The sequence below is a fragment of the Enterobacter cloacae complex sp. 6730903 genome, from assembly GCF_048283985.1.
GTDB classification, from domain to species: domain Bacteria; phylum Pseudomonadota; class Gammaproteobacteria; order Enterobacterales; family Enterobacteriaceae; genus Enterobacter; species Enterobacter hormaechei_C.
This window is the reverse complement of the sequence record NZ_JBLVXX010000001.1, coordinates 184,935-209,715: the sequence shown is the minus strand read 5'-3', so window position 1 is coordinate 209,715 and position 24,781 is coordinate 184,935. Positions and strand designations below refer to the sequence as shown.

Annotated in this window: 25 protein-coding genes; 2 read left to right on the top strand and 23 right to left on the bottom strand. The window is 56.9% G+C overall.

Annotated features, from left to right (window positions below; genetic code table 11):
• Positions 1-185: 185 nt before the first annotated feature.
• The 15 genes from hisP to pdxB form a co-directional block, all read right to left on the bottom strand.
• Complete coding sequence (gene hisP, locus ACNQ0W_RS00980; protein WP_417933163.1) at positions 186-959, bottom strand: histidine ABC transporter ATP-binding protein HisP; 774 nt, start codon at positions 957-959, stop codon at positions 186-188.
• A 9-nt stretch (positions 960-968) separates the two neighbouring features.
• Positions 969-1,682 carry an ABC transporter permease gene (locus ACNQ0W_RS00975; protein ID WP_003861424.1) on the bottom strand — a complete coding sequence of 238 codons (714 nt, stop codon included), beginning with the start codon at positions 1,680-1,682 and terminating at the stop codon, positions 969-971.
• Complete coding sequence (locus tag ACNQ0W_RS00970; protein WP_015572256.1) at positions 1,679-2,365, bottom strand: histidine ABC transporter permease HisQ; 687 nt, start codon at positions 2,363-2,365, stop codon at positions 1,679-1,681. Before ACNQ0W_RS00970 ends, ACNQ0W_RS00975 begins: the two co-directional genes overlap by 4 nt.
• Before the next feature lie 88 nt (positions 2,366-2,453).
• Positions 2,454-3,236 carry a histidine ABC transporter substrate-binding protein HisJ gene (gene hisJ, locus ACNQ0W_RS00965; protein WP_047732655.1) on the bottom strand — a complete coding sequence of 261 codons (783 nt, stop codon included), beginning with the start codon at positions 3,234-3,236 and terminating at the stop codon, positions 2,454-2,456.
• 226 nt (positions 3,237-3,462) lie between these two features.
• Positions 3,463-4,245 carry a lysine/arginine/ornithine ABC transporter substrate-binding protein ArgT gene (argT, locus tag ACNQ0W_RS00960; RefSeq protein ID WP_015572255.1) on the bottom strand — a complete coding sequence of 261 codons (783 nt, stop codon included), beginning with the start codon at positions 4,243-4,245 and terminating at the stop codon, positions 3,463-3,465.
• Between the two features lie 290 nt (positions 4,246-4,535).
• Positions 4,536-5,105 (bottom strand): UbiX family flavin prenyltransferase, encoded by a 570-nt coding sequence (locus ACNQ0W_RS00955; RefSeq protein ID WP_015572254.1) that lies wholly within the window; start codon positions 5,103-5,105, stop codon positions 4,536-4,538.
• Between the two features lie 89 nt (positions 5,106-5,194).
• Positions 5,195-6,712: an amidophosphoribosyltransferase gene (gene purF / locus ACNQ0W_RS00950; protein WP_008502595.1), complete on the bottom strand. Its 1,518-nt coding sequence runs from the start codon at positions 6,710-6,712 to the stop codon at positions 5,195-5,197.
• Between the two features lie 33 nt (positions 6,713-6,745).
• On the bottom strand, positions 6,746-7,234 hold the full coding sequence (cvpA, locus tag ACNQ0W_RS00945; protein WP_000262116.1) for a colicin V production protein: 489 nt from the start codon (positions 7,232-7,234) through the stop codon (positions 6,746-6,748).
• 254 nt (positions 7,235-7,488) lie between these two features.
• On the bottom strand, positions 7,489-8,175 hold the full coding sequence (gene dedD, locus ACNQ0W_RS00940; RefSeq protein WP_023300639.1) for a cell division protein DedD: 687 nt from the start codon (positions 8,173-8,175) through the stop codon (positions 7,489-7,491).
• Entirely contained in the window at positions 8,165-9,433 is a 1,269-nt protein-coding gene (gene folC, locus ACNQ0W_RS00935; protein WP_017383445.1) for a bifunctional tetrahydrofolate synthase/dihydrofolate synthase, read from the bottom strand. The genes dedD and folC overlap by 11 nt, the downstream gene beginning before the upstream one ends.
• 70 nt (positions 9,434-9,503) lie before the next feature.
• The gene (gene accD, locus ACNQ0W_RS00930; RefSeq protein WP_047053266.1) at positions 9,504-10,409 is read right to left on the bottom strand and encodes an acetyl-CoA carboxylase, carboxyltransferase subunit beta; all 906 of its coding nucleotides are present in this window, start codon (positions 10,407-10,409) and stop codon (positions 9,504-9,506) included.
• Positions 10,410-10,563: 154 nt separating this feature from the next.
• A complete protein-coding gene (locus ACNQ0W_RS00925) occupies positions 10,564-11,223 on the bottom strand; it encodes a DedA family protein (protein ID WP_003861406.1) in 660 nt (219 codons plus the stop codon).
• 28 nt (positions 11,224-11,251) lie between these two features.
• Positions 11,252-12,064: a tRNA pseudouridine(38-40) synthase TruA gene (gene truA, locus ACNQ0W_RS00920; RefSeq protein WP_001286071.1), complete on the bottom strand. Its 813-nt coding sequence runs from the start codon at positions 12,062-12,064 to the stop codon at positions 11,252-11,254.
• Positions 12,064-13,077 (bottom strand): aspartate-semialdehyde dehydrogenase, encoded by a 1,014-nt coding sequence (locus ACNQ0W_RS00915; protein WP_023304157.1) that lies wholly within the window; start codon positions 13,075-13,077, stop codon positions 12,064-12,066. Before ACNQ0W_RS00915 ends, truA begins: the two co-directional genes overlap by 1 nt.
• A gap of 67 nt (positions 13,078-13,144) precedes the next feature.
• Entirely contained in the window at positions 13,145-14,281 is a 1,137-nt protein-coding gene (pdxB, locus tag ACNQ0W_RS00910; protein ID WP_062933248.1) for a 4-phosphoerythronate dehydrogenase PdxB, read from the bottom strand.
• Positions 14,282-14,392: 111 nt separating this feature from the next.
• On the opposite strand from pdxB, the gene flk reads away from it, so the two are divergent.
• The gene (flk, locus tag ACNQ0W_RS00905; protein WP_062933249.1) at positions 14,393-15,397 is read left to right on the top strand and encodes a flagella biosynthesis regulator Flk; all 1,005 of its coding nucleotides are present in this window, start codon (positions 14,393-14,395) and stop codon (positions 15,395-15,397) included.
• A gap of 87 nt (positions 15,398-15,484) precedes the next feature.
• On the opposite strand, the gene ACNQ0W_RS00900 is transcribed toward flk, so the two are convergent.
• Positions 15,485-16,663 carry an MFS transporter gene (locus tag ACNQ0W_RS00900; RefSeq protein WP_047729280.1) on the bottom strand — a complete coding sequence of 393 codons (1,179 nt, stop codon included), beginning with the start codon at positions 16,661-16,663 and terminating at the stop codon, positions 15,485-15,487.
• Between the two features lie 68 nt (positions 16,664-16,731).
• Positions 16,732-17,949, bottom strand: coding sequence for a beta-ketoacyl-ACP synthase I (fabB, locus tag ACNQ0W_RS00895; RefSeq protein WP_062933250.1), 1,218 nt, complete (start codon positions 17,947-17,949; stop codon positions 16,732-16,734).
• A 158-nt stretch (positions 17,950-18,107) separates the two neighbouring features.
• Between fabB and mnmC the strand changes: the two genes are divergently transcribed.
• A complete protein-coding gene (gene mnmC, locus ACNQ0W_RS00890; protein ID WP_062933251.1) occupies positions 18,108-20,105 on the top strand; it encodes a bifunctional tRNA (5-methylaminomethyl-2-thiouridine)(34)-methyltransferase MnmD/FAD-dependent 5-carboxymethylaminomethyl-2-thiouridine(34) oxidoreductase MnmC in 1,998 nt (665 codons plus the stop codon).
• Between the two features lie 65 nt (positions 20,106-20,170).
• On the opposite strand, the gene ACNQ0W_RS00885 is transcribed toward mnmC, so the two are convergent.
• Genes ACNQ0W_RS00885 through prmB form a run of 6 tightly spaced genes read right to left on the bottom strand, consistent with a single transcriptional unit; the run spans position 20,171 to position 24,719 of the window.
• On the bottom strand, positions 20,171-20,446 hold the full coding sequence (locus ACNQ0W_RS00885; RefSeq protein WP_006811417.1) for a YfcL family protein: 276 nt from the start codon (positions 20,444-20,446) through the stop codon (positions 20,171-20,173).
• 13 nt (positions 20,447-20,459) lie between these two features.
• The gene (locus ACNQ0W_RS00880) at positions 20,460-21,005 is read right to left on the bottom strand and encodes an elongation factor P hydroxylase (RefSeq protein WP_047729277.1); all 546 of its coding nucleotides are present in this window, start codon (positions 21,003-21,005) and stop codon (positions 20,460-20,462) included.
• Positions 21,005-21,814 carry a sulfite exporter TauE/SafE family protein gene (locus ACNQ0W_RS00875; protein ID WP_062933252.1) on the bottom strand — a complete coding sequence of 270 codons (810 nt, stop codon included), beginning with the start codon at positions 21,812-21,814 and terminating at the stop codon, positions 21,005-21,007. Before ACNQ0W_RS00875 ends, ACNQ0W_RS00880 begins: the two co-directional genes overlap by 1 nt.
• Complete coding sequence (mepA, locus tag ACNQ0W_RS00870) at positions 21,814-22,638, bottom strand: penicillin-insensitive murein endopeptidase (protein ID WP_003861385.1); 825 nt, start codon at positions 22,636-22,638, stop codon at positions 21,814-21,816. The genes ACNQ0W_RS00875 and mepA overlap by 1 nt, the downstream gene beginning before the upstream one ends.
• Positions 22,639-22,640: 2 nt before the next feature.
• Positions 22,641-23,726, bottom strand: a complete 1,086-nt coding sequence (gene aroC / locus ACNQ0W_RS00865; RefSeq protein WP_023306656.1) for a chorismate synthase — start codon at positions 23,724-23,726, stop codon at positions 22,641-22,643.
• 60 nt (positions 23,727-23,786) lie between these two features.
• Entirely contained in the window at positions 23,787-24,719 is a 933-nt protein-coding gene (gene prmB, locus ACNQ0W_RS00860) for a 50S ribosomal protein L3 N(5)-glutamine methyltransferase (protein WP_003861381.1), read from the bottom strand.
• Positions 24,720-24,781: the final 62 nt, after the last annotated feature.

Here is a 24,781-nt window from a genome sequence, read left to right as displayed (position 1 = left end):
GTCTCAGTCCAGGGCATAGCGAGTCTCCTCTTCTATGCCAGTTATAACTGTTACCCATGTATCCGGTCTAAAGTGTTACCCATGTTTCCGGTTCATACCGAAGCGCCACCGGGCAATAGGGCGGCTCTGCGGCCTGATGCCCTCACCCCGGCCCTCTCCCACAGGGAGAGGGAGAAAGGCCAAACCTACTTCAACGAGCCTTTCAGGAACTGCTGCAAACGCGGGCTTTGCGGGTTCGCCAGCACCTCGTCCGGATGCCCCTGCTCTTCAATTTTCCCCTGATGCAGGAAGATAACGTGGTTAGAAACGTTACGGGCGAAGCCCATCTCGTGCGTCACCACCACCATCGTTTTGCCCTCTTCCGCCAGCTTCTGCATGATGCGCAGCACTTCGCCAACGAGTTCAGGATCCAGCGCGGAAGTCGGTTCGTCAAACAGCAACACTTCCGGCTCCATCGCCAGCGCACGGGCGATGGAAACACGCTGCTGCTGACCCCCTGACAGGTGCACCGGATATTTGATCTGCTGCCGCTCGTCGATACCCACTTTCGCCAGGTATTTGACCGCACGCTCGCGGGCTTCCTGCTTGCTTAAGCCGAGCACCTGAACCGGCGCTTCAATCACGTTCTCCAGCACCGTCATGTGGCTCCAGAGGTTGAAGTGCTGGAACACCATCGTCAGGCGTGTACGCAGCAGGCGCAGCTGGTTTTTATCCGCCACTTTAAGCTGGCCGTCTTTATCACGGACCATGTTGATGTTCTGTCCGCTCACCACAATCGATCCTTCGCTCGGCTTTTCGAGGAAGTTGATGCAGCGCAGGAAGGTACTTTTACCCGAACCTGATGAGCCGATAATACTGATCACGTCGCCCGCGTTAGCCTCCAGCGACACCCCTTTCAGCACTTCATGTTCGCCGTAGCGCTTGTGCAAATCAATTACGTTTAATTTGTTCTCAGCCATCATAAATTCTCAGTGCGTCGACGGTTTTATATGCTGCAACCAGCGTTTTTCAGCCTTACGGAACAGGCTGATCAGGACGTAAGAAATGATCAAATAGAGCACTGCCGCAATGCCAAACGCCGTAAACGGCTGGTAGGTGGCAGAGTTAATATCGCGGGCAATCTTTAACAGATCCGGTACCGTGGCGGTAAACGCCAGTGCCGTCGAATGCAGCATTAAAATCACTTCGTTGCTGTAGGCCGGCAGCGCAATACGCAGCGCCGAAGGCAGAATAATACAGCGGTAGAGCTTCACGGACGAGAAGCCGTACGCGCGCGCCGCCTCGATCTCACCGTGCGGCACAGACCGGATGGCCCCGGCGAAGATCTCGGTAGTATAGGCGCAGGTATTGAGGGTCAGCGCCAGCACCGTACAGTTCAGACCGCTGCGGAAGAACGCGTTCAGCATCTCGGTGCCTTTCACGATCTCCAGCGTGTACATCCCGGAATAGAACACCAGCAGCTGCACGTACAGCGGCGTACCGCGAAACACGTAGGTGAACAGCCAGATCGGGAACTGGATAAATTTATTGTTCGACACGCGGCCAATGGCAAGAAACACCGCCAGAATGCCGCCCATTACCACCGAGGAGATCAGCAGCCACAGCGTGATGGCCACGCCAGTAAAGCGGTAGCCATCCGTCCACAGCAGGGATTTCCAGTACTCCTGAATAATCTCAATCACAGGTCAGCCCTCTTCACACCCACGGAGTAGCGACGTTCGAGCAGAAGCAGCACACCATTGGAGACGGTCGTAAAGACCAGATAAATTACGCCGCAGACCACCGCAAAATAGAACGGTTCCCAGGTGCTTTTACCCGCCAGCTGCGTGGCCTTCACCACATCTTCCAGACCCAGCAGGGAGACCAGCGCCGTAGCCTTGAGAATAACCTGCCAGTTGTTACCGATGCCCGGCAGCGCGTAGCGCATCATGGCCGGGAACATGATCCGGCGAAACGTTTGTGAGGAGGTAAAACCGTAGGCGGTCGCCGCTTCAATATGCCCTTTCGGCACGGCCATGTAAGCGCCGCGGAAAGTCTCAGTGAAATAGGCACCGTAGATAAAACCAAGGGTAATAATACCGGCCACCATCGGGTCGATATCGATCTGCTCCATGCCGATGGCATCCGTCACGCCGTTAAGTGCGATTTGCAGGCCGTAAAAGATCAGCAGCATCAGCACCAGGTCAGGCACGCCGCGAATCAGCGTGGTATAGCCTTCAAATATCAGCGCCAGCGGTCTGTTGGCGGATAATTTTGCCCCCGCGCCCGCCAGGCCTATCAGCACCGCCAGCACCACGGAGCTGATAGCCAGCTCAAGGGTGACAAGCGCGCCCTGTAAAATAACGCCAGAAAATCCGTACAGCATACCGCGTGCCCTGTCGTCTCGTGAGTGGTGGAACCGTGTCTTTTCCCCTCCCGCAACGGGAGGGGCCGCACGTTATCAGACGGGGCGATTAGCCGCCGTAAACGTTAAAATCGAAGTACTTTTTAGCCAGCTTGTCATAGGTGCCGTCCGCGCGCATCTCGGCGAACGCTTTGTTCAGGGCTTCACGCAGTTCGTTGTCTTCTTTACGCAGTCCCATACCGGTACCGACGCCAAAGAGTTTTTCGTCCTTAATGGACGGACCGCCGAACTTGTAATCTTTACCCACAGGCTGTTTCAGGAAGCCTTCGCTTGCCGCCACTTCATCCTGGAATGCCGCGTCAATACGGCCTGCCGTGAGGTCTGCGTAGATGTTTTCCTGGCCCTGGTAAGAGACAATTTCAATCCCCTTTGGCGCCCAGTGCTCGTTGCCGTAGGTTTCCTGCGTCGTACCCTGCAACACGCCCACGCGTTTGCCTTTCAGAGATTCAAGGGTTGGCTGAATGTCAGAGGATTTCGCCACCACCAGACGGGAATCTGCCGCGTAGAGTTTGTCCGTAAAGGCAATCTCCTGCTGACGTTTCTCTGTGATGGACAGGGAGGACATGATCACGTCAATTTTCTTCGCTTTCAGGGACGGGATCAGCGCATCCAGCGGGTTTTCAACGTAGGTACATTGCGCTTTAATGCGTTTGCACAGCTCGTTAGCCAGATCGATGTCAAAACCGACCAGTTCCCCCTTCGCATTCTTCGATTCGAAAGGTGCATAGGTTGGGTCAGTTCCAATACGAATTTTCTGCGGAATTGCTGCGAATGCCGCGGTGGCGCTGGAAAAAGCCAGTACCATAGAAAGTGACAACACCAGTTTTTTCATATCTGTCCTCAACAAACTGTCTTAATACGAGATTTTTACGACGACGGGGTGTTGTTAATGTGCCATTAATCCCCTCATTCAGGCAAAGATTAATGCCTTTGAACGGGAATTTTTGCATTTTAAATGCTTAACTATGCACACAGCGATCCAGTATGGTGCATGCATTGCACCATACTGGAACATAACCCTGCCGGGATGCACCACTTCAGTGCATCTCATTCAGGCATTAATCACCGTAGACGTTGAAATCGAAGTATTTCTTCGCCAGTTTGTCGTAGGTACCGTCTTTACGCAGCTCATTAAACGCTTTGTCGAAGGCGGCTTTCAGCTCGGTATCATCCTTACGCAGGCCAATACCGGTACCGTCGCCAAAGTATTTTTTGTCTTTTACCGACGGGCCAGCAAAGGCGTACTCTTTACCCGCAGGCTGTTTCAGGAAGCCTTCGCTCGCGGCGACTTCATCCTGAAACGCGGCATCCAGACGGCCTGCCGCCAGGTCAGAGTAGATCAGATCCTGGTTCTGGTAAGCCACCACATCGACGCCCTTCTCGCGCCAGTTAGCATTGGCGTAACCTTCCTGGGTCGAGCCCTGAAGCACGCCAACATGTTTGCCTTTCAGCGAGTCGATGGTCGGCTGGATTGGCGAGCCTTTCGCGGCAATCAGACGTGAGTCGGCAGCGTAGAGCTTCTCAGAGAAGGCGATCTCCTGCTGACGTTTTTCCGTGATGGAGAGAGAAGAGATAATGGCATCAATTTTCTTGGCTTTCAGCGACGGGATCAGCGCGTCAAAGTCACTGCCCACCCATGTGCATTTCACTTCCATGCGTTTGCACATCTCATTTCCCAGATCGATATCAAACCCCACGAAATCGCCTTTCGCATCCTTGGAGGAGAATGGCGCGTAGGTTGCGTCTGTACCGATACGAACTGTCTGTGGAAGCGCTGCATAGCTACTTGCTGCTGCACTCAAGCCCACGAGCAAAGACAGAGCCAGAACCGTCTTCTTCATACATTTACCCTCAAGAACCGTGATTTTATTATGGTTTATGTTGTGTGTTGTGTTGCAGGCTGCTCTTGCAGGTCTTATGCCACATTGTCGTCGGGTTAAAACTACGACGTTAAATATGTTAATAAAACGTTGCGATACTGCCTTAATGGTGAAAGATAGCAGGTCTGCCGAACGAACCGGAAAGAGAAAAAGGGAAAAAGCGAATTAAATGTCGAGGATATGATCGCGGTTGCAGTTTTGCCCTGAAACAGGGCAAATTGTCTTTTCATGCACCTTGTTTGTGCACAGCTTCACGCCCCCTGCCAGCGGGTAAAGAGATCTTCCGGCAGGTCGATATCGAACTGATCCAGTACGCGGTTAACGGTCTGGTTGATGACATCGTCCAGCGTTTGCGGACGATGATAGAACGCGGGGACCGGCGGCATAATCACGGCCCCCAGTTCGGCTGCCTGCGTCATTAAACGCAGATGTCCCAGATGCAGCGGCGTTTCCCGCACGCAGAGCACCAGAGGACGACGCTCTTTCAGCACCACATCCGCTGCACGCGTCACCAGCGTGTCGGTATAGCTGTTTACAATGCCGGAAAGGGTTTTAATCGAACAGGGCAAAATAACCATGCCGGCCGTTTTAAACGAGCCCGAAGAGATGCTGGCGGCGATATCGCGGGCATCGTGGACAACGTCAGCCAGGGCCTGAACGTCGCGCAGGGAGAGATCGGTTTCAAGAGAGAGGGTCTGACGCGCCGCCTGGCTCATCACCAGATGGGTTTCTACGCCTGCAACGTCACGCAGCACCTGTAAAAGCCGGACGCCATAAATCGCGCCGCTGGCACCGCTGATCCCTACAATGAGTCGTTTCATGATTTTCGCCCTTGCTGATTTCAGGGCAGACTGTGCAGGATTTTACGGGGAGTTGCAAGTGAGGGCGAGCGCCCTCACCTGCATACGCATCAACCTTCGTTGTGCATCTCTAAGCTTTCGAGATCGTTTTGCAGCTGGACGGCTTTCGCATCGTCGTTACGCAGCGAATCCAGATAGTCGAGATACTGCTGGTCAACGTCTTTCGTTACGTAGATCCCATTGAATACCGAGCATTCGAACTGCTGAATATCCGGGTTCTCGGCGCGCACCGCGTCGATCAAATCGTTCAGATCCTGGAAAATCAGGCCGTCGGCACCGATGATCTGCCGAATTTCGTCTACTTCACGACCGTGAGCAATCAGCTCGTTAGCGGTTGGCATATCAATGCCATACACGTTCGGGAAGCGAATTTCCGGCGCTGCGGAGGCGAGATACACTTTCTTCGCCCCGGCCTCACGCGCCATCTCGATGATCTGCTCAGACGTCGTGCCGCGCACAATGGAGTCGTCCACCAGCAGCACGTTCTTGTCGCGGAACTCGGCACGGTTAGCGTTCAGCTTACGACGTACGGACTTACGACGCAGCTGCTGGCCCGGCATGATAAAGGTGCGGCCCACGTAGCGGTTTTTTACGAAGCCCTGACGGTACGGCTTGTCCAGAATACGGGCAATTTCCAGCGCGATATCACAGGAGGTTTCAGGGATTGGGATCACGACGTCGATGTCGAGATCGTCCCACTCGCGGGCAATCTTCTCGCCCAGCTTCGTCCCCATGTTGACGCGCGCGCTGTAAACGGAAATCTTGTCGATGAATGAGTCCGGACGCGCGAAGTAAACGTATTCGAACAGGCACGGGTTGCTCACCGGGTTGTCGGCGCACTGACGGGTAAACAGCTGGCCCTTCTCAGTAATGTAGACCGCTTCGCCTGGCGCGACATCACGCAGGAATTCGAAGCCCAGAGTGTCCAGCGCCACGCTTTCGGAGGCAACCATGTACTCGGAACGGCCATCGCCGAGGTCTCGTTTGCCGAGCACCAGCGGGCGAATGCCGTTTGGATCGCGGAAGGCCACCATGCCGTGACCGATGATCATCGCTACGCAAGCGTACGCGCCACGGATCTGGCGGTTAGTCGCGGCAACGGCGGCAAAAATGTTGTCTGCTTCCAGCGGATAATGGCGGAAGTTATCCAGTTCGCTGGCAAAGATATTGAGCAGGATTTCAGAATCAGACGTGGTGTTAATGTGGCGACGTTTCTCTTCGAACAGCTTTTTACGCAGCTCGTGGGCATTGGTCAGATTGCCATTGTGGGCAAGCGTGATGCCATACGGGGAGTTAACGTAAAAAGGCTGAGCCTCAGAGGCGCTGGAACTGCCAGCAGTAGGATAACGAACGTGACCGATCCCCATATTACCTTGCAGACGCTGCATATGGCGGGCTTCAAACACATCGTTTACCAGGCCATTCGCCTTGCGTAAACGGAAGCAGTTGTTTGCATCAATGGTGATGATACCCGCAGCATCCTGCCCACGGTGCTGAAGCACCGTTAACGCGTCATAAATCGACTGGTTTACCGGCATGAAACCGGCGATACCGACAATACCGCACATTCGTCTTTTCCTCGTTAAGCCACATCTCAGGGTTTATGCCCTGGGCAAGAAACTCGACGAGCTTTGCAGATAGTCAAAGAACCATCTGATGATGAAGCTGAACTCCGGAATGAGCTGCGATTTTTGCCAGTCTTCACTTTTGGAGAACCCGGTAAAGGTATCCAGGAAGAACAGGATCGCGGCCACAATGAGCACGCCTCGCAACGCGCCGAAACAGATCCCGAGCACCCTGTCCGTTCCTGACAGACCGGTTTTCTCGACCAGCTGGCCTATCACGTAATTGACGATAGCGCCGACAATCAGCGTCGCGATAAACAGCACCGCGATGGCGATTCCGTTTCGGACCAGTTCATCTTCAAAGCCCGTGAACCAGACAGACAGGTAAGTGTAGTAATGACTGGCAACAAAGAAAGCACAACCCCAGGTTACCAGCGATAACGCTTCACGAACAAAGCCACGGATCAGGCTAACCAGACAGGAAAAACCAATCACCGCAATGATGGCGTAATCAATCCAGACCATATGTGTCCCACGATTTAACGCCCTGTCATCCAGTTCGGGGCGAATTCTAACAGAAAAAGAAAACGTTTGCGTAGGGATTTCCTTCCCACGCGTAAATAAAAAAGGCGCTGAAAAAATGCTCAACGCCCCCGCAACTTTGACGTTTCTGTGAACGTCTGCCTCCCCCTCATCCCGGCCCTCTCCCTCAATGGAGAGGGAGCAAACCGTCCCCTCGCCCCTCTGGGGAGAGGGTCAGGGTGAGGGGATAATTTCTATCAGTTGGCGCTGTAGTTCATCACCACACCGCTCAGGCCGGAGATTTGCTTCAGCTCGCCAAGCGAACCTTTGAGCTTATCTTTAGACGCATCCGGCCCCACGAGGATACGGGTAATTTTACCCTGTACCGGCGTGGTGGGTGAAGTATAAACACGGTATCCCGCGCCGCGCAGTTTACTCACGATCTCATTGACCTTATCTGCATTTTTCAATGCACCGAGCTGAACAACATAGGCTTTTCCGGTAGGGGCCGCGTCCTGTTTTGCCGGCGGTGGCGTTTCTGAGGCGGCTGCCAGTTGCTCGGCCGCTTTATCCCGCTGCGGTTTCGGCTGCGGCTTCTCCACCGGTTTCGGCTTCTCAACAGGCTTAGGCTGTTCTACCGGCACCGGATCAATCTCGATGTTATTGTTCGTCGCCAGACGCGAAGGATCGAGCGACGGCGCGGCTGCATCACCTGCGCGCACCTCTTCCGCTGCGCCTTCTGGCGGCTGGGCAGGCAGCGCCTGCGTTGCCGCTGGCAGCATATCGGGCTCATCGCGATCGCCCGGTTTGGGTACCAGCGGAATGGCCGCAAATTCATCCTGGTAATGCTTTTTTTGCCCGTCGAGCAGTCCCGGGAGAATAATCACCCCGAGCGCGACCAGCACAATGGTTCCTGTTAAACGGTTCTGAAACTTACTCGCCACCGGTTCTCCCCGCGTCCATCACTTCCATGACATGTGCCACCGTGTGGAATGACCCACACACCAGCACGGTATCTTCTGGTTTAGCCTCCGCCATCGCGGCACGCCAGGCCGAAACCACACTGCTGTAGATTTCGCCTTTGCCGAGATGTTCCATCAACTGCTCAGCAGTCGCGCCGCGCGGCCCTTCCAGAGGAGCACAATACCAGCTATCGACCACACTCTCCATGCAGGCCAGCGTGCCGCCGATATCTTTATCATGAAGCATACCGATAACCGCCAGCACGCGCCCGGTTTTTGGTAACGATTTGAGACGTCCTGCGAGGTACGCCGCCGCATGCGGATTATGTGCAACATCCAGAATCAGACGCGGCGACTCACTCACAATCTGAAAACGTCCCGGTAACAGTGCGTTCTGAATGCCATCGCGGATCGCCTGCTCGCTTACCGCTAATCCGCTGGCGCGCAGGGCTGCCAGCGCAGTCGCCGCGTTAGGCTGTGGCACCTGCGGCAGCGGCAGATTCTCCAGCACGCCCTGCGCATCGCTGAAGCGCCAGCCGTTGTCCTGCACCTCATACTGCCAGTCCACGCCGCGACGCAGCAGACGAGCGCCCTTCTCTTTCGCTACCTCAGCAATGGTATGCGGCATGTCCGGTTCGCCTACCACGGCAGGCTTATTGGCCCGGAAAATACCGGCCTTCTCACGGCCAATGCTCTCGCGGTCCGGGCCCAGCCAGTCGGTGTGATCCAGCGCGATGCTGGTGACGACGGCGACATCCGCATCCACCATATTGGTAGCATCCAGACGCCCACCCAGCCCCACTTCCAGGATCACCACGTCCAGCTGCGCCTGCTTAAACAGCCACAGCGCCGACAGGGTGCCGTATTCGAAATAGGTTAATGAGGTTTCGCCGCGCGCCGCTTCGATAGCGGCAAACGACGCCGTATGGGCCGATTCCGCCAGCTCGGTGTTTTGCACCCGCACGCGCTCGGTATAGCGCACCAGATGCGGCGAGCTGTAAACGCCAACCTTGTACCCCGCCGCCATCAGGACAGATTCCAGCGTGCGGCAGGTAGTGCCTTTACCGTTAGTCCCGGCGACGGTAAACACGAAAGGCGCGGGTTTCAGCACGTCAAGACGCGCGGCAACCTGGCTTACGCGCTCAAGGCCCATGTCGATAGTTTTACTGTGCAGGTTTTCCAGATAAGAAAGCCACGCGGCCAGGGGCGACGTGGCTTGAGGAATGCTTTTATTTTCCATGATGCCCGGTTGTCATTAACGGTTTAGAAAGCAAAAGGGCAGCGCCATTCGGCCCTGCCCTTTTCAGTTATCAGGCCTCGGGTTCCTGATCCGGTACCACCACGCCTTCGCGCGGTTCATCCGGGTTCGGCGTCGGCAGATTCATCAGCTTCGCCAGAATGCTGGCCAGTTTCAGGCGCATTTCCGGACGGCGGACGATCATGTCGATGGCGCCCTTCTCAATGAGGAACTCACTGCGCTGGAAGCCCGGCGGCAGTTTCTCACGTACGGTTTGCTCGATAACGCGAGGACCGGCAAAGCCGATCAGCGCTTTTGGCTCAGCGATGTTCAGGTCGCCCAGCATCGCGAAGCTTGCAGAAACGCCGCCCATGGTTGGGTCGGTCAGTACCGAGATGTACGGCAGACCGCGCTCCTGCATTTTCGCCAGCGCCGCAGAGGTTTTCGCCATCTGCATCAGGGACATCAGCGCTTCCTGCATACGTGCGCCACCGGAGGCGGAGAAGCAGATCAGCGGGCAGTTGTCTTCCAGCGCCTGCTCAACGGCACGCACGAAACGCGCGCCAACCACAGAGCCCATTGAGCCGCCCATAAAGGAGAACTCAAACGCGGCGGCAACCACCGGCATCTCATGCAGGGTGCCTTTCATGACGATCAGCGCGTCTTTCTCGCCGGTCTCTTTCTGCGCAGAGGCCAGACGATCTTTGTATTTTTTGGAGTCGCGGAACTTAAGCACATCTTTTGGCTCCAGTTCGCTGCCCAGTTCTACCAGAGAACCTTCGTCCAGCAGGCTATGCAGGCGGTTACGCGCCGACATACGCATATGGTGGTCACACTTCGGACACACCTCAAGATTGCGTTCCAGCTCTGCGCGATACAGAACCTGGCCGCAGCTATCACACTTCGTCCATACCCCTTCAGGAATGCTCGCTTTACGCGTTGGGGTAATGTTGCTTTTAATTCGTTCAATCCAGCTCATTGATAACCTTTCTGCCTGAACCTGGTCGTATGCCAGTTTTGCTGTAAGAGGCGAATAATGCCATTTTTGCCTCCAACAGACCATGAATGTTGCACATTAAAACATAACAGCCCGAAACTTTGGATAAAAAAGTGGTCGAACCGCCAGCGTGCATTTACTTCGCTTGTTTTGCCGCCGCGCGTTTGTGACGAATGATTTCGATCACACCCGGCAGCACGGAAAGCACAATAATCGCTACTATCAGTAACTTAAGATTTTCCTGAACCACAGGCAGATCGCCAAACAGGTAGCCCGCATAGGTAAACAGCAGTACCCACAGCAGTGCGCCCACCACGTTATACATTGCAAAATGACGATAGGACATGTGACCCATTCCCGCTACAAACGGTGCAAATGTACGCACAATAGGCACAAAACGGGCAAGGATAATGGTCTTACCGCCATGGCGCTCATAGAACGCATGGGTCTTATCTAAATAACTGCGGCGGAAAATCTTCGAGTCCGGATTACTGAACAACCGCTCGCCAAACACCCGCCCGATGGTGTAGTTGACCGCATCACCAACAATCGCGGCGATGATCATCAGGACCACCATCAGATGGACATTCAGGTCATTCGTTGGCAGTGCGGATAACGCGCCCGCCACGAACAGCAGTGAATCTCCCGGCAGGAACGGCGTAACCACAAGGCCGGTTTCACAGAACAGAATGAGGAACAGAATGGCGTACACCCAGACGCCGTACTGCGCGACCAGCTCCGCCAGGTGAACATCAATATGCAGGATGAAATCAATCAGAAAACGTATTACGTCCATATTGTCTAAGCCCTAATTGCACCTTTGTTTAGTCCGCTAAAAACAGCGGGCCCATTGGCGGTTTTGGCAGGTCGAACCGGTCCGGATAATCCACCGAAACCAGATACAGACCTTCCGCTTTCGCCGTTGCTGCCGCAAGCGTTCTGTCCTTCGCTGCCAGCAGTTCTGCAATCCAGCTCTCCGGCTGGTGTCCGGCGCCCACTTCCATCAGGCTGCCTACAATATTCCGCACCATATGATGTACAAAGGCATTGGCTTTGATATCCACCACCACATACGCGCCATAACGACTGACGTTAATGTGCATGACGTTACGCCACGGCGTACGGGACTGACACTGCACCGCACGAAACGACGTAAAATCATTTTCTCCAATCAGACACTGCGCCGCACGCTGCATACGTTCTGCATCCAGCGGTTCATAAAAATGCGTCACGCCCTGGCTTAACACCGCCGGACGCAGGCGCTGGTTGTAGATGACATAACGGTAGCGCCGCGCCGTCGCGCTGAAACGCGCGTGAAAATCATCCGGCACAGCTTTCACCCAACGCACGGCAATGTCACCAGGTAAATTCGCATTTACACCCAGCGTCCAGGCCGCGTCTTTGCGCACGGCGGTGGTGTCAAAATGCACCACCTGCCCCGTGCCGTGAACGCCGGCATCGGTGCGGCCCGCACAGAAGACGCTTATCGGTTCATTCGCTACCTGAGAGAGCGCTTTCTCCAGCTTCTCCTGGACGCTGCGCACCTCATTCTGACGCTGCCAGCCATAGTATTTACTGCCATCGTACTCAATGCCGAGGGCAATTCTGTGGACCGGCTTTTGTTCCACATCTGACATCAGTACAGATACTCCTGCACCAGTTTTTCCGCGATTTTGACCGCCATCAGCGCGCCGCCAAAACGCACGTTGTCGGCAACGGACCAGAACTGCACCTGCTCAGGCATACCGTAATCGTTACGCACACAGCCCACAGAGAGATGCGCGCTGCCGGTGGCGTCGCCCACCTGCGTCGGGAATTCGCTCTCTTCGGACAGGACAATGTCCTCTCCGCGGCCAAACGCGTCGCGGGCTTCTTCAGCCGCCAGCGGACGCAGGGCTTCAAACCCGACCATCTGCGCGTGGCCGTAAAAGACCGGAGACTGCACGACATTCGCGGAGATCATCAGCCCGTCATCCTGCAAAATTTTGCGTGCTTCATCGACGATACGACGCTCTTCCCGCACCGAACCTTCACGATCCGGCAGCAGCGGCAGCATGTTGAACGCCAGCTGGCGGCCAAAGAAATCATCTTCGTCGATCGGGATACCGTTCAGCAGCTTCGCGCTCTGCCCTGCCAGTGCGTCTACGGCTTTTTTACCGTTAGCGGAGGCTGACAGCAGGCTGGTCACGGAAATACGCGACAGGCCACCGTCGTCGATCAGCGGCTTAAGCGCGGTCAGCAGCTGGCTGGTGAGGCTGTTCGGTACTGCAATGATGTTGCGGTTGCGGTAGTCAGCCAGCACAAACGGGTTAACGTCCGGCACCACCAGCGGCACATCCGGCTCCAGGGAGAACAGGCCGCTCAGGTCGATCACCAGACAGCCTGAACTGGTCGCTTCTTCAATGTAAGACGCCGTGGCTTCCGCCCCTGCGGCAAAAAACGCCAGCTGAGCCTGCGTCCAGTCAAACGCGGCGGCATCCTGCACCATCACGGATTTGCCGCCGAAACGCAGATGTTCTCCTGCGCTGTCGGTACGCGCCAGTGCGTAAATCTCACCCACCGGGAACTGACGCTCAGCAAGGGTTTCAAGCAGGGCTTCGCCCACGGCGCCAGTGGCACCCAAAATGGCAATGTTCCAGCCTTCAGACATGGTGGTTTACTCCAGAAATAAAAAAGCGTCCCTGCCGGAGTATCCGACAGGGAGCATTAAGAAGACATTAACGTGCCGGGTGGTGAACGGCGTTAAATCCCAGTTCATGCAGCAGCCCCGCCGCTGACGCGTCATCGCACATGACATACAGGGAAGACCACTCGCGGCGCTCAAGGTAATTTTTGCGCAGCTTGTCAAACTCACCCGAAATACCCGCCACTTTACGCAGCAGCGCGTCATCGCGGCGCACATCATACACCAAATGCACCAGTCTTTTCAGCGTTGCCTCATCCAGCGGGCCATGAAGGGTAATGCGACCAAATTCCGGGGCGGGCAGCAGCGTATCCAGCGCCACCTGCTGCGGATGGCCGATGAAGGCGCTGTAAGCCTCAAACACCTGGGTTGTGCCACGCGCTTTGCCTTCAAGGGTATAACCCGCGATATGTGCGGTACCCACGTCCACCTTATTCAGCAATGCGACGTTAAGATCCGGCTCTGGCTCCCAGACGTCGAGCACGACGCTAAGATCTTGTCCTTCGTCGAGACATGCCAGCAGCGCCGCGTTATCCACCACCGGTCCCCGGCAGGCATTTATCAGAATAGTGCCAGCCTTCAGACGGCGGATCAGCTTTTCGTCGGCCAGGTGCAGAGTCTTGTACGGCCCCTCTTTAAAGAGCGGCGTATGGAAGGTGATGACGTCGCACTCGTCGACCAGCTCATCCAGCGAGCGGAAATCCCCGTCATCGCCGTTATCCTTACGCGGCGGATCGCACAGCAGGGTGCGGATACCCCAGGCTTCCAGACGCTTTTGCAGACGTCCGCCCACGTTGCCCACCCCCACAATCCCGACGGTGCGGTCTTTCAGCGCAAAACCATCGCGCTCGGCCAGCATCAATAGCGAGGAGAAAACATATTCCACAACGGCAATAGCGTTACAGCCTGGCGCCGCGGAAAAACCAATCGCCGCCTGCTTAAGCCACTGGTCATCCACATGATCGGTCCCGGCCGTTGCCGTCCCGACAAATTTAACCCCTTTGCCGGTGAGCAGCGCCTCATTTACTTTGGTCACCGAACGCACCATCAGGGCGTCTGCATCGTCCAGTTCGCTGACCGGAATCGGGCGACCAGGGACAGCCTTAACCTCACCCAGGCGGCTGAACAGCTCACGGGCGTAAGGCATATTTTCATCAACGAGGATTTTCACGTCTGAGTACCTGTTTGAGAGGAAGTAAACCTGCCAAGTGTGCCATAATCTCGCCGCCGGGCATATATCTCCGCCCGGTTACGCAGAGTTTGACTTTAAGGATTTTTGACGATGCAGCCCATTTCAGGTACGCCTCCGCGCCCTCCGGGTGAAGGCCCCGTAACGCCCAACACGCCAGGCGAACAACCGCTCTCCACGCAGCAACGCACCGTACTGGAGCGTCTGATCACGCGTCTTATTGCGTTAACCTCACAGCAAAACGCAGAGGTGTGGGCCGGCGTTAAGCACGATTTGGGCGTCAGAAACGATGCGCCGCTACAGTCGCGCCATTTCCCTGCCGCCGAACAAAACCTGAACCAGCGTCTTACCAGCGCACAGCAGCAACATACTACCCGCCAGATTATCTCGCAGCTGACCGAGCTGTTGGGCCAGGGGAATAATCGTCAGGCGGTGAGTGATTTTATCCGTCAACAGTACGGTCATACCGCCCTGAGCCAGCTTTCGCCGGAACAGCTGAAAACCGTGTTGACCCTGCTGCAAAGCAATCAGCTTTCTATCCCGCAGCCGCAACAGCGCCCGTCTACAGAACGGCCATTGCAGCCTGCGGAGCATAATACGCTCAAGCAGATGGTCACTAAGCTGGCTGCCGCTACCGGCGAACCCACAAAGCTTATCTGGCAATCCATGCTGGAACTTTCCGGTGTGAAAGCGGGCGAGATGATCCCGGCAAAACAGTTTACCCATCTGGTCACCTGGCTCCAGGCGCGTCAGACGCTCAGCTCCCAGAGTGCCCCTACCCTGCACAGCGTACAGGCGGCGCTGAAACAACCGCTGGAACCGCACGAGTTCGATCTGATTCGGGATTACGCTCAGCAGAGCTGGCAGGCTACGCCGCAAACGGTGCTGACCACCGCGCAGGTGCAGGATGTGCTCAATCAGATCTTCGTTCGCCGCGCCGAGCGGGAAGCCGGCGTGCCGGAGGTAAGAAACATTCAGCCGATCTACAACCCGCTGTTTGCCCCCGTAGTTGATACGTTCAAAACGCTTTCTGCCCGTCCGGGATTGATGTTTATCGCGTTGGTGATTGCGCTAGCGATTTTCTGGCTGGTGGCTTAAAACTGCCGGGTGGCGGCTTCGCCTTACCCGGCCTACGGTTCGCGCGGTTGTAGGCCGGGTAAGGCGAAGCCGCCACCGGGCAAAAAACTACGACCTGCGAAACGCCACCAGCGTCACCACAATCCCCACCACCGCAGAAACTGCACCGGCGAGAAATACGGAAGGATAGCCAAACGACGTTGCAAGCAGCCCCGCCAGCGGCCCGGTGATGCCGTAAGAGATATCCTGAAACGCCGCATAGCCGCCCAGCGCCGTGCCGCGCACCTGCGGAGCCACGCGCTTCACCACTTCAACGCCAAGCGCCGGGAAGATCAGCGAGCAGCCGCAGCCGGTTAACGCCGCACCCAGCAGCGCAACGGATGCGGACGGCGCCTGCCAGAGCAGTACCAGACCCACGGTCTCAATGACAAGTGACGCCACGGCCACCTTCACGCCGCCAAAGCGATCCGGCATCCAGCCAAACAGCACGCGCATCAATACAAACGCGCCGCCAAAGGCCGTCAGCGTAAAGCCCGCCATCGCCCAGCCGCGGCTCATGAAATAGAGGGAGACAAAGGTACCAATAACCGCGAAGCCCACCCCCTGAAGCGCCAGCCCAAGCCCCGGCTGCCAGATTTGCCCCACCACGCTCCACAGCGAAGGACGCTCGCCTTTATGGGCAGGCACCTTACGCACCGAACCGTTAAACGCCCACGCCAGCAGCGGCAATACCATGGTAGTGCCTGCCAGCGCCGCAAAACCAAACTGGCTGTGGATCAGCAGCCCCAGCGGTGCGCCTGCCGCCAGCGCGCCGTAAATCGCCATCCCGTTCCAGGACATCACTTTTCCGGAACGCGCAGGTCCCACCAGCCCCATTCCCCAGGTCAGGGTGCCGGTCAGCAGCTGGCTTTCGCCAAAGCCGAGGATCAGGCGCCCTGCCACCAGCAGCGCGAATTTATACGCTGCATCTATCGGCAACAGCGCCGCCAGCAGCCAGGCTCCCCCCGCCAGCCCGCAGGCAAACATGCCCTGCAACGCCGAGCGTTTTGCGCCGTGCTGATCCGCCAGGCGACCGGCGTAGCCCCGGGTTAATACCGTCGCTAAAAACTGAATGCCCACCGCAATACCGACCATGGTGTTGCCATAGCCCAGCTCCTGGTGAACAAACAAGGGGATCACCGGCAGCGGCAGGCCAACGGTCATATAGGTCAGAAACACCGCAAAGGCGATGCGGAAAAGGGAAAGGTTCCCGGAAGGAGCGCTCTTCTCAGGGGTAACAGCCTTCATGCATAACTCCGTGTTCAGGCATAAAAAAAGGGAGCCGCGCGGCTCCCTTCTACTATACCTTCAAACGCTTACGCTTTCAGCTTACGCATCACCAGCGTGGCGTTGGTGCCGCCGAAACCGAAGCTGTTGGACATAACGGTCGTCAGCTCACGTTCGGTGGTTTCAGTCACGATGTTCAGGCCAGCCGCCTGCTCGTCCATCTCTTCGATGTTGATGCTTGGCGCGATAAAGCCGTTTTCCAGCATCAGCAGAGAGTAGATCGCTTCCTGCACGCCCGCCGCACCCAGAGAGTGACCGGTCATGGCTTTGGTTGCAGAGATAGCCGGGCTGTTGTCGCCGAACACTTCACGGATCGCACCCAGCTCTTTCACGTCGCCTACCGGCGTTGAGGTGCCGTGGGAGTTCAGGTAGTCGATTGGGGTATCAACGCCGTGCATCGCCATCTTCATGCAGCGCACCGCGCCTTCACCGGATGGAGCAACCATGTCAGCGCCGTCAGACGTTGCGCCGTAGCCCACGATCTCAGCGTAGATGTGCGCGCCACGCGCCAGCGCGTGTTCCAGCTCTTCAACCGCAACCATACCGCCGCCGCCAGCGATAACAAAACCGTCGCGGTGTGCGTCATAAGTACGGGACGCTTTGTCTGGCGTTTCGTTGTATTTGGTGGACAGTGCGCCCATCGCGTCGAACTCACAGGCCATTTCCCAGCCCAGCTCTTCGCCGCCGCCAGCAAATACGATGTCCTGTTTGCCCAGCTGGATCTGCTCAACCGCATTACCGATACAGTGTGCGGAGGTCGCACATGCAGAGCTGATGGAGTAGTTCACACCGTGGATTTTGAACGGCGTTGCCAGGCACGCGGAAACCGCTGAACCCATGGCTTTGGTCACAACGTATGGACCGACCGCTTTCAGGCCGCGCGGGCTACGCATGGCGTCAGCACCGAACACCTGAGCTTTAGAGGAGCCGCCGGAGCCTGCAATCAGACCCACGCGTGGGTTGTTCTGGTAAACGTCTTCGCTCAGACCAGAATCCTTGATCGCTTCCTGCATGGAAAGATAGGCGTAGATAGAGGCATCGTTCATGAAACGAACCACTTTACGGTCAATTAAACCGGTGGTGTCCAGTTTAACGTTACCCCATACGTGGCTACGCATTCCAGAATCTTTAAACTCTTCAGAGAAAGTGATCCCGGAGCGTCCTTCACGCAGAGATGCCAGGACTTCCTGCTGGTTATTACCGATGCTGGAAACGATGCCCAGGCCAGTAATCACTGCACGTTTCATTCAATACCTCTGTAAGTCGCACTATAAAAAGTTTCGAGTCGCACAATAGCGTACACTTGTACGCCGAACAAGTCCGATCAGCGATTTTCTGTGGAAATTTGCACCGATGGGCTCACATCGCTAAGATCGTGCCACTGCCTGTCAGACGAGTAACTTACGTGAAACAAAACGCCATACAACCTGCCAACCTCGAATTCAACGCTGAGGGTACACCTGTTTCCCGAGATTTTGATGACGTCTACTTTTCTAATGATAACGGACTGGAAGAGACGCGCTATGTCTTCCTCGAAGGAAATCATCTCAGCACCCGCTTCCCTGACCATCCGCGCAGCCTGTTTGTCGTAGCGGAGAGCGGTTTCGGCACCGGGCTGAATTTTCTGACCCTCTGGCAGGCGTTCGACCAGTTTCGCGCTGCACACCCCGAGGCTACATTACAAAGATTACATTTCATCAGTTTCGAAAAATTTCCGCTTACCGCGCACGATCTGCGGCTTGCCCATCAGCGCTGGCCGGAGCTTGCCCACTGGGCGGAACAGCTTCAGGCCCAGTGGCCTCCGGCTATCGGTGGCTGTCATCGTCTGATTCTGGACGACGGACGCGTCACGCTCGACCTGTGGCTTGGCGACATTAATGACCTGACCGATAAGCTTGATGACTCCATGAATCAGAAGGTGGACGCCTGGTTCCTGGACGGTTTTGCGCCCGCCAAAAATCCGGACATGTGGAGCCCGCACCTGTTCAGCGCCATGGCGCGGCTGGCACGTCCCGGCGCGACGCTTGCCACCTTCACCTCGGCGGGCTTTGTCCGCCGTGGGTTGCAGGAGGCGGGGTTTACCATGCGGAAAACCAAAGGCTTTGGCCGCAAACGCGACATGCTGGTCGGGGTGATGGAACAGGATCTGGCAATCCCGGCGCAGGCCCCCTGGTTTGCCCGTCGCGCCAGCACCTCGCGTGAGGTCGCCATTGTAGGCGGGGGGATCGCCAGCGCCCTGCTCTCTCTGGCGCTGCTACACCGTGGCTGGCAGGTGACGCTCTACTGCGCTGACGAGGCGCCGGCGACGGGCGCATCAGGCAACCGCCAGGGCGCACTTTATCCCTTATTAAGTTCACACGATCCGGCACTGTTCCAGTTCTTCCCGGCAGCGTTTACGTTTGCTCGCCGCCTTTACGATAGCCTGCCGGTTGCGTTCGACCACGACTGGTGCGGCGTGACGCAGCTCGGCTGGGATGAGAAAAGCCAGCAGAAAATCACACAAATGCTGTCGCTGGGTCTGCCGGAGGCCATCGCCCATGCCGTCACGGCGCAGCAGGTTGCAGAGACCGCTGGCGTCGACACCGGCTGCGGGGGTATTCAGTATCCACTCGGCGGCTGGCTGTGTCCGGCTGAACTGACTTCTGCGGCGATAGCCCTCGGGCAGTCGCGTGGGTTGACAGTGCATTATGCCCATAAGGTTCAATCGTTAAGTCGCACTACGCACTGGAAACTGCGTTTCGCTGACGGCAAAGAGGCGCAGCATGCCAGCGTTGTGCTGGCCAACGGGCATCATATCAGCCAGTTTACCCAGACAGCGTCATTGCCGGTTTATCCGGTCGGCGGCCAGGTAAGCCATATTCCTGCCGCCCCCCAACTGAGCAAACTGCGTCAGGTGCTGTGTTACGACGGCTACCTGACGCCGCAAAATCCGTCCAACGGCCATCACTGCATCGGCGCCAGCTACCATCGCGGTGAAACAGATATGCAGTACAGCGAAGCGGATCAGCAGCAAAACCGCCAGCGCCTGGTCGACTGTTTCCCGAATGCGTCGTGGGCAAAAGAAGTGGATGTTGGTGAGGGTCAGGCGCGCTGCGGCGTACGCTGCGCGACCCGCGATCACCTGCCGATGGCGGGAAACGTGCCGGACTATGACGCCACGCTTGAAGTCTATCAGGATCTTGCAGACAACAAAGAAACGGCGGTAAGTGCGCCCGTTCACCCCGAGCTGTTTATGCTGGGTGGCTTAGGCTCGCGGGGATTATGCTCCGCGCCGCTGCTGGCTGAAGCGTTAGCCGCGCAAATGAGCGACGAGCCGGTTCCGCTGGACAGAGTTACGCTCGCGGGGCTGAATCCAAACCGACTGTGGGTGCGGAAATTGCTGAAGGGGAAAATGGTCAAGTAGGGTGCGGTCGAATCCCCTCACCCTGACCCTCTCCCCAAAGGGGAGAGGGAAGAGAAGGCGGCGGCTTAGCGTTTAGCCTGCTGGAACAAATTGTCCCACATGCCCAGCACTAAAGACTGGTCGCGCGGAGAGAGTTCCCCGGCCTGAATAGCGTTTTCCAGGCTGCGAGTGACTTCCGCGTGAACGGCGTCGGCAGAGTGATCGTCCCCGGCTTCCAGCGCGGCTACCGCCAGCGTCAGGTGACCACGCAGATAACCGCTGGCGAACAGCTCATCATCACTGGCGTGTTCCACCATGTCATCAATTAACGCCAGAATGCGTGATTCAAATTCTGCGATCATCTTCTTTCCTCTGTTAAAGATCTTCCGGCCACGGGAAGCATTCCGCCGTGATCTCCGGCGTGTGGTAATAATTCTGTAAAGCCTCGATCAGGCGTGCCGGACGTGCCGGGATGCCTTTCTCAAGATATTCCATCACCTGCGCATGAACGCGGCGCTGGAAGACGATACGGTCTGGCTCGAAGTCGCCTTCGAGATTGTCACAACTTACGTTGAACGGGAAACCCGCCGCTACGCAGAACAGCCATTCCAGCGCCTGAGGTTTCACCTCCACATCTTCGAACTGCCCCTGGGTGGCGGCGTCGCGCCCGTCCGGGCAGTACCAGTAACCGAAGTCCACCAGCTCGCGACGCGCTTTCCCCGCGATGCACCAGTGCGAGATCTCGTGCAAACCGCTGGCGTAAAAGCCGTGGGCAAAGATGATGCGGTTATACGGAACCTCGTCATCAGCTGGAAGATAGATCGGTTCGTCGTCGCCTTTAATCAGACGGGTATTAAAATCATCAGCAAAACAGCTATCGAAGATCTCAATCAGCTGTTCATATTTATGCGTACTGTTCATTAGTTCATCCCCAACCAGGTGAGGATCTCCTGTCCATGGCTGTCATAAAGAAGTTTGGCGCTCATCACCGCCGAGACGACAACAATCATCGGGCGGATCAGCTTTTGTCCTTTGCTTAATACCAGACGCGAGCCTGCGCGCGCGCCCAAAAACTGCCCTGCCATCATCACAAACCCGGTTGCCCAGATAACCTTGCCGCCAATGATAAACAGCAGCAGACCGCCAACGTTGGAGGTCGCGTTGAGGACTTTGGCGTGGGCGGTGGATTTGGCGAGGTTAAACCCGGCCAGCGTCACGAATGCCAGCGCGTAAAACGAGCCTGCCCCCGGGCCAAAGAAGCCATCGTAAAAACCGACGCAGCCACCGGCAATCAGCGCAAACGGCAGGCCGTGAAGACGACGCTGTCGATCTTCTTCCCCGAGCTTTGGCATCAGCAGGAAATAGAGGCCGATACAGATAACCAGCAGCGGCAGGATCTGGCGCAGAATCTCGGACTGTACGTGCTGGACCAGCAGCGCGCCCGCCGTTGAGCCAATAAACGTCATCAGGATATTGAGCTTCTGATCGGCGAGATTCACCACTTTGCGGCGAATGAAATAGAGCGACGAGGAGAGCGAACCGCCACACGCCTGGAGTTTGTTGGTGGCAAGCGCCTGGGCAGGGCTCATGCCTGCCGCCAGCAGCGCCGGAACGGTGAGCAACCCGCCGCCGCCCGCCAGGGCATCGATAAATCCGGCTAACATCGCAACAAAAAAGAGCACCACCAGCAGCAGCGGTGACACCATGAACAGATCGACGAAATTATCCATTAAAGTACATGCTCATCCAGTAGCGCCTGGCAGGAAGGCGGCAACGGAGGCGGTGTCTTCTTCTCAGGCTTAGAGGTTCCAGGCTTGGCCGGTTCAAACCAGCTTTGCAGTTCGTAACCACAACCATCGCCAGGCGGTGGCAGCGGCTGATCTTCACATTCCAGGCTGTTCGCCGGGCAGCGCAGGCGAACATGCATATGGGCACGATGCTGGAACCACGGGCGCACTTTACGCAACCAGTCGCGATCCGTTCCCGCATCCAGGCAAAGCTGCTGCTTGATGGCCGGATTAACAAAGATCCGCGTGACGTCGTTATCCTCTGCCGCCAGCTTAATCATGCTGGAAATTTCCGGCGACCATCGCGAGGCGACGACCCGTTTACCGTCGGCCGAGACCAGATCCAGCGCCTGCGGTTTCAGCAGCTGCGCTGAACTCCAGCGCGTTTTCGGCAATTGCAGGAAGATATCCACATCCAGTCCGGTCTGGTGGCTGGCGTGACCGCCGTTGAAGCGACCACCGGCAGGCATCCCCATATCGCCAATCAGCATCGTCCCCAGCCCCAGGTTATGCACCTGGTTGCCAAGACGCTGAATAAAAAGCACCAGGTCAGGATGGCCGAAATAACGGCGCTGGTCTGTGCGCATCACCTGATAGGTATCCGATTGCAGCGGAAGTTCCTGCGCGCCGACGATACACCCGTTGGAGAAAGCGCCAATGGACTGCGCGCTCCCCGCTACCGGGTGGGTGATTTTCTGCCACGGCGTAGCGGCCAGGCTTGCTCCACTGGCCAGCAGCGCCAGCAGAGCGATTGCGGTTTTTTTCATAATTACCAGCGTGGAATGGTGGTCGTCACATCCGCATTCTGCGCGCGCTGGCGCAGGAAGTGATCCATCAGCACGATCGCCAGCATCGCTTCTGCGATCGGCACCGCGCGGATCCCCACGCACGGATCGTGACGCCCTTTGGTGATCATCTCAACTTCATCGCCTGAGCGGTTAATCGTGTGGCCCGGGACGGTAATGCTGGACGTTGGCTTCAGCGCAATATTGGCAATAATTTGCTGCCCACTGCTGATGCCGCCCAGAATGCCGCCAGCATGGTTGCTCTGGAAACCCGCCTTCGTGATTTCGTCGCGGTTCTGGCTGCCGCGAAGCTTAACCACATCAAAACCGTCGCCGATTTCAACGCCTTTCACCGCGTTGATGCTCATCAGCGCGTGGGCGATATCGGCGTCGAGGCGGTCAAATACCGGCTCGCCCCAGCCAGCCGGCACACCGTCGGCCACCACGGTGACTTTCGCACCAATGGAGTCGCCCTCTTTTTTCAGGCCACGCATCAGCTCGTCCAGCGCGTCCAGCTTGTCGGCATCGGCGCAGAAGAACGGGTTAAGCTCTACCTGATCCCAGTCTTTGATTGCCAGCGGAATGTCGCCCATCTGGGTCAGACAGCCGCGGATAACGATGCCGAATTTCTGCTGGAGATATTTTTTGGCAATTGCCCCTGCCGCCACGCGCATCGCGGTCTCACGCGCGGAAGAACGTCCGCCGCCGCGATAGTCGCGAAAGCCATATTTTTGTTCGTAGGTATAGTCGGCATGACCAGGACGGAAAACGTCTTTAATTGCGCCGTAGTCCTGAGAGCGCTGATCGGTGTTTTCAATCAGCAGACCAATGCTGGTCCCGGTGGTACGGCCTTCAAAAACGCCGGAGAGAATTTTGACCTGGTCCGGCTCGCGACGCTGCGTGGTGTAGCGAGAGGTACCCGGACGCCGACGGTCAAGGTCATGCTGTAAATCGGCTTCGGTCAGTTCGATGCCTGGCGGGACGCCATCAACGATACAACCCAGTGCCAGACCGTGCGACTCGCCAAAGGTGGTCACACGGAATACCTGTCCAATACTGTTTCCTGCCATCACGGCTCCGATGTTGTTGTTTGTGTTTGAGCGTTGTGAAACGGGCCGAAGCCCGCTGGATTAATCTTTGTAAATGCTGAAGTATTCGCGTGCATCAAGCAGCTGCGCCTTGGTCAGCATAAAGACGCCGTCACCGCCGTTGTCGAACTCAAGCCAGGTGAACGGCACATCCGGATACTGCTCTATCAGATGTACCATGCTGTTGCCCACTTCACAAATCAGAACGCCGTCGTCGGTCAGATAATCCGGCGCGCAGGCCAGGATGCGGCGGGTCAGCTTCAGACCGTCAGAGCCTGACGCCAGGCCCAGCTCCGGCTCGTGACGGTACTCGTTCGGCAGATCGGACATGTCTTCGGCATCCACGTACGGCGGATTGGTGACGATCAGGTCGTATTGCAGCGTCGGCAGGTCACGGAACAGGTCTGAGCGGATAGGCGTGACGTGATGGATCAGCCCGTGCTCTTCAATGTTGTGTTCGGTGACGGCCAGCGCGTCGGTGGAGATATCGACGGCGTCCACTTCTGCTTCCGGGAAGGCGTACGCGCAGGCAATGGCGATGCAGCCGCTGCCGGTGCACATATCAAGAATGTGCTGCGGCTGATGGTTAATCAGGCCGTCAAAGTGGTTGTTGATCAGCTCGCCAATCGGCGAACGTGGCACCAGCACGCGCTCATCAACATAGAACTCATGGCCGCAGAACCAGGCTTTGTTGGTCAGGTAAGCCACCGGAATACGCTCGTTCACGCGACGGATCACGCGCTCAACGATGCGGTGTTTTTCGCTGGAGGTCAGGCGCGCGGTACGCATGTCTTCCGGAATATCCAGCGGCAGGTAGAGAGACGGCAGCACCAGTTGAACGGCCTCATCCCATGGGTTATCCGTACCGTGGCCGTACCAGATATTGGCGGCGCTGAAGCGGCTAACCGACCAGCGCAACATGTCCTGTATGGTATGCAGCTCGTTTACTGCTTCATCGACAAAAATTTTATCCACTCTTTCCTCCAGGGCATGCTCGCATAATTTTCGGCGGCTAGTTTGCCATGAAGACGGCGATA

What these genes read in the sequence shown, in the direction of transcription:
- hisP (WP_417933163.1), bottom strand. Translation starts at nt 959, where the DNA reads ATGGCTGAGAACAAATTAAACGTAATTGATTTGCACAAGCGCTACGGC.
- ACNQ0W_RS00970 (WP_015572256.1), bottom strand. Translation starts at nt 2,365, where the DNA reads ATGCTGTACGGATTTTCTGGCGTTATTTTACAGGGCGCGCTTGTCACC.
- hisJ (WP_047732655.1), bottom strand. Translation starts at nt 3,236, where the DNA reads ATGAAAAAACTGGTGTTGTCACTTTCTATGGTACTGGCTTTTTCCAGC.
- argT (WP_015572255.1), bottom strand. Translation starts at nt 4,245, where the DNA reads ATGAAGAAGACGGTTCTGGCTCTGTCTTTGCTCGTGGGCTTGAGTGCA.
- ACNQ0W_RS00955 (WP_015572254.1), bottom strand. Translation starts at nt 5,105, where the DNA reads ATGAAACGACTCATTGTAGGGATCAGCGGTGCCAGCGGCGCGATTTAT.
- purF (WP_008502595.1), bottom strand. Translation starts at nt 6,712, where the DNA reads ATGTGCGGTATTGTCGGTATCGCCGGTTTCATGCCGGTAAACCAGTCG.
- cvpA (WP_000262116.1), bottom strand. Translation starts at nt 7,234, where the DNA reads ATGGTCTGGATTGATTACGCCATCATTGCGGTGATTGGTTTTTCCTGT.
- folC (WP_017383445.1), bottom strand. Translation starts at nt 9,433, where the DNA reads ATGGAAAATAAAAGCATTCCTCAAGCCACGTCGCCCCTGGCCGCGTGG.
- accD (WP_047053266.1), bottom strand. Translation starts at nt 10,409, where the DNA reads ATGAGCTGGATTGAACGAATTAAAAGCAACATTACCCCAACGCGTAAA.
- ACNQ0W_RS00925 (WP_003861406.1), bottom strand. Translation starts at nt 11,223, where the DNA reads ATGGACGTAATACGTTTTCTGATTGATTTCATCCTGCATATTGATGTT.
- truA (WP_001286071.1), bottom strand. Translation starts at nt 12,064, where the DNA reads ATGTCAGATGTGGAACAAAAGCCGGTCCACAGAATTGCCCTCGGCATT.
- ACNQ0W_RS00915 (WP_023304157.1), bottom strand. Translation starts at nt 13,077, where the DNA reads ATGTCTGAAGGCTGGAACATTGCCATTTTGGGTGCCACTGGCGCCGTG.
- flk (WP_062933249.1), top strand. Translation starts at nt 14,393, where the DNA reads ATGCAGCCCATTTCAGGTACGCCTCCGCGCCCTCCGGGTGAAGGCCCC.
- ACNQ0W_RS00900 (WP_047729280.1), bottom strand. Translation starts at nt 16,663, where the DNA reads ATGAAGGCTGTTACCCCTGAGAAGAGCGCTCCTTCCGGGAACCTTTCC.
- fabB (WP_062933250.1), bottom strand. Translation starts at nt 17,949, where the DNA reads ATGAAACGTGCAGTGATTACTGGCCTGGGCATCGTTTCCAGCATCGGT.
- ACNQ0W_RS00885 (WP_006811417.1), bottom strand. Translation starts at nt 20,446, where the DNA reads ATGATCGCAGAATTTGAATCACGCATTCTGGCGTTAATTGATGACATG.
- ACNQ0W_RS00880 (WP_047729277.1), bottom strand. Translation starts at nt 21,005, where the DNA reads ATGAACAGTACGCATAAATATGAACAGCTGATTGAGATCTTCGATAGC.
- ACNQ0W_RS00875 (WP_062933252.1), bottom strand. Translation starts at nt 21,814, where the DNA reads ATGGATAATTTCGTCGATCTGTTCATGGTGTCACCGCTGCTGCTGGTG.
- mepA (WP_003861385.1), bottom strand. Translation starts at nt 22,638, where the DNA reads ATGAAAAAAACCGCAATCGCTCTGCTGGCGCTGCTGGCCAGTGGAGCA.
- aroC (WP_023306656.1), bottom strand. Translation starts at nt 23,726, where the DNA reads ATGGCAGGAAACAGTATTGGACAGGTATTCCGTGTGACCACCTTTGGC.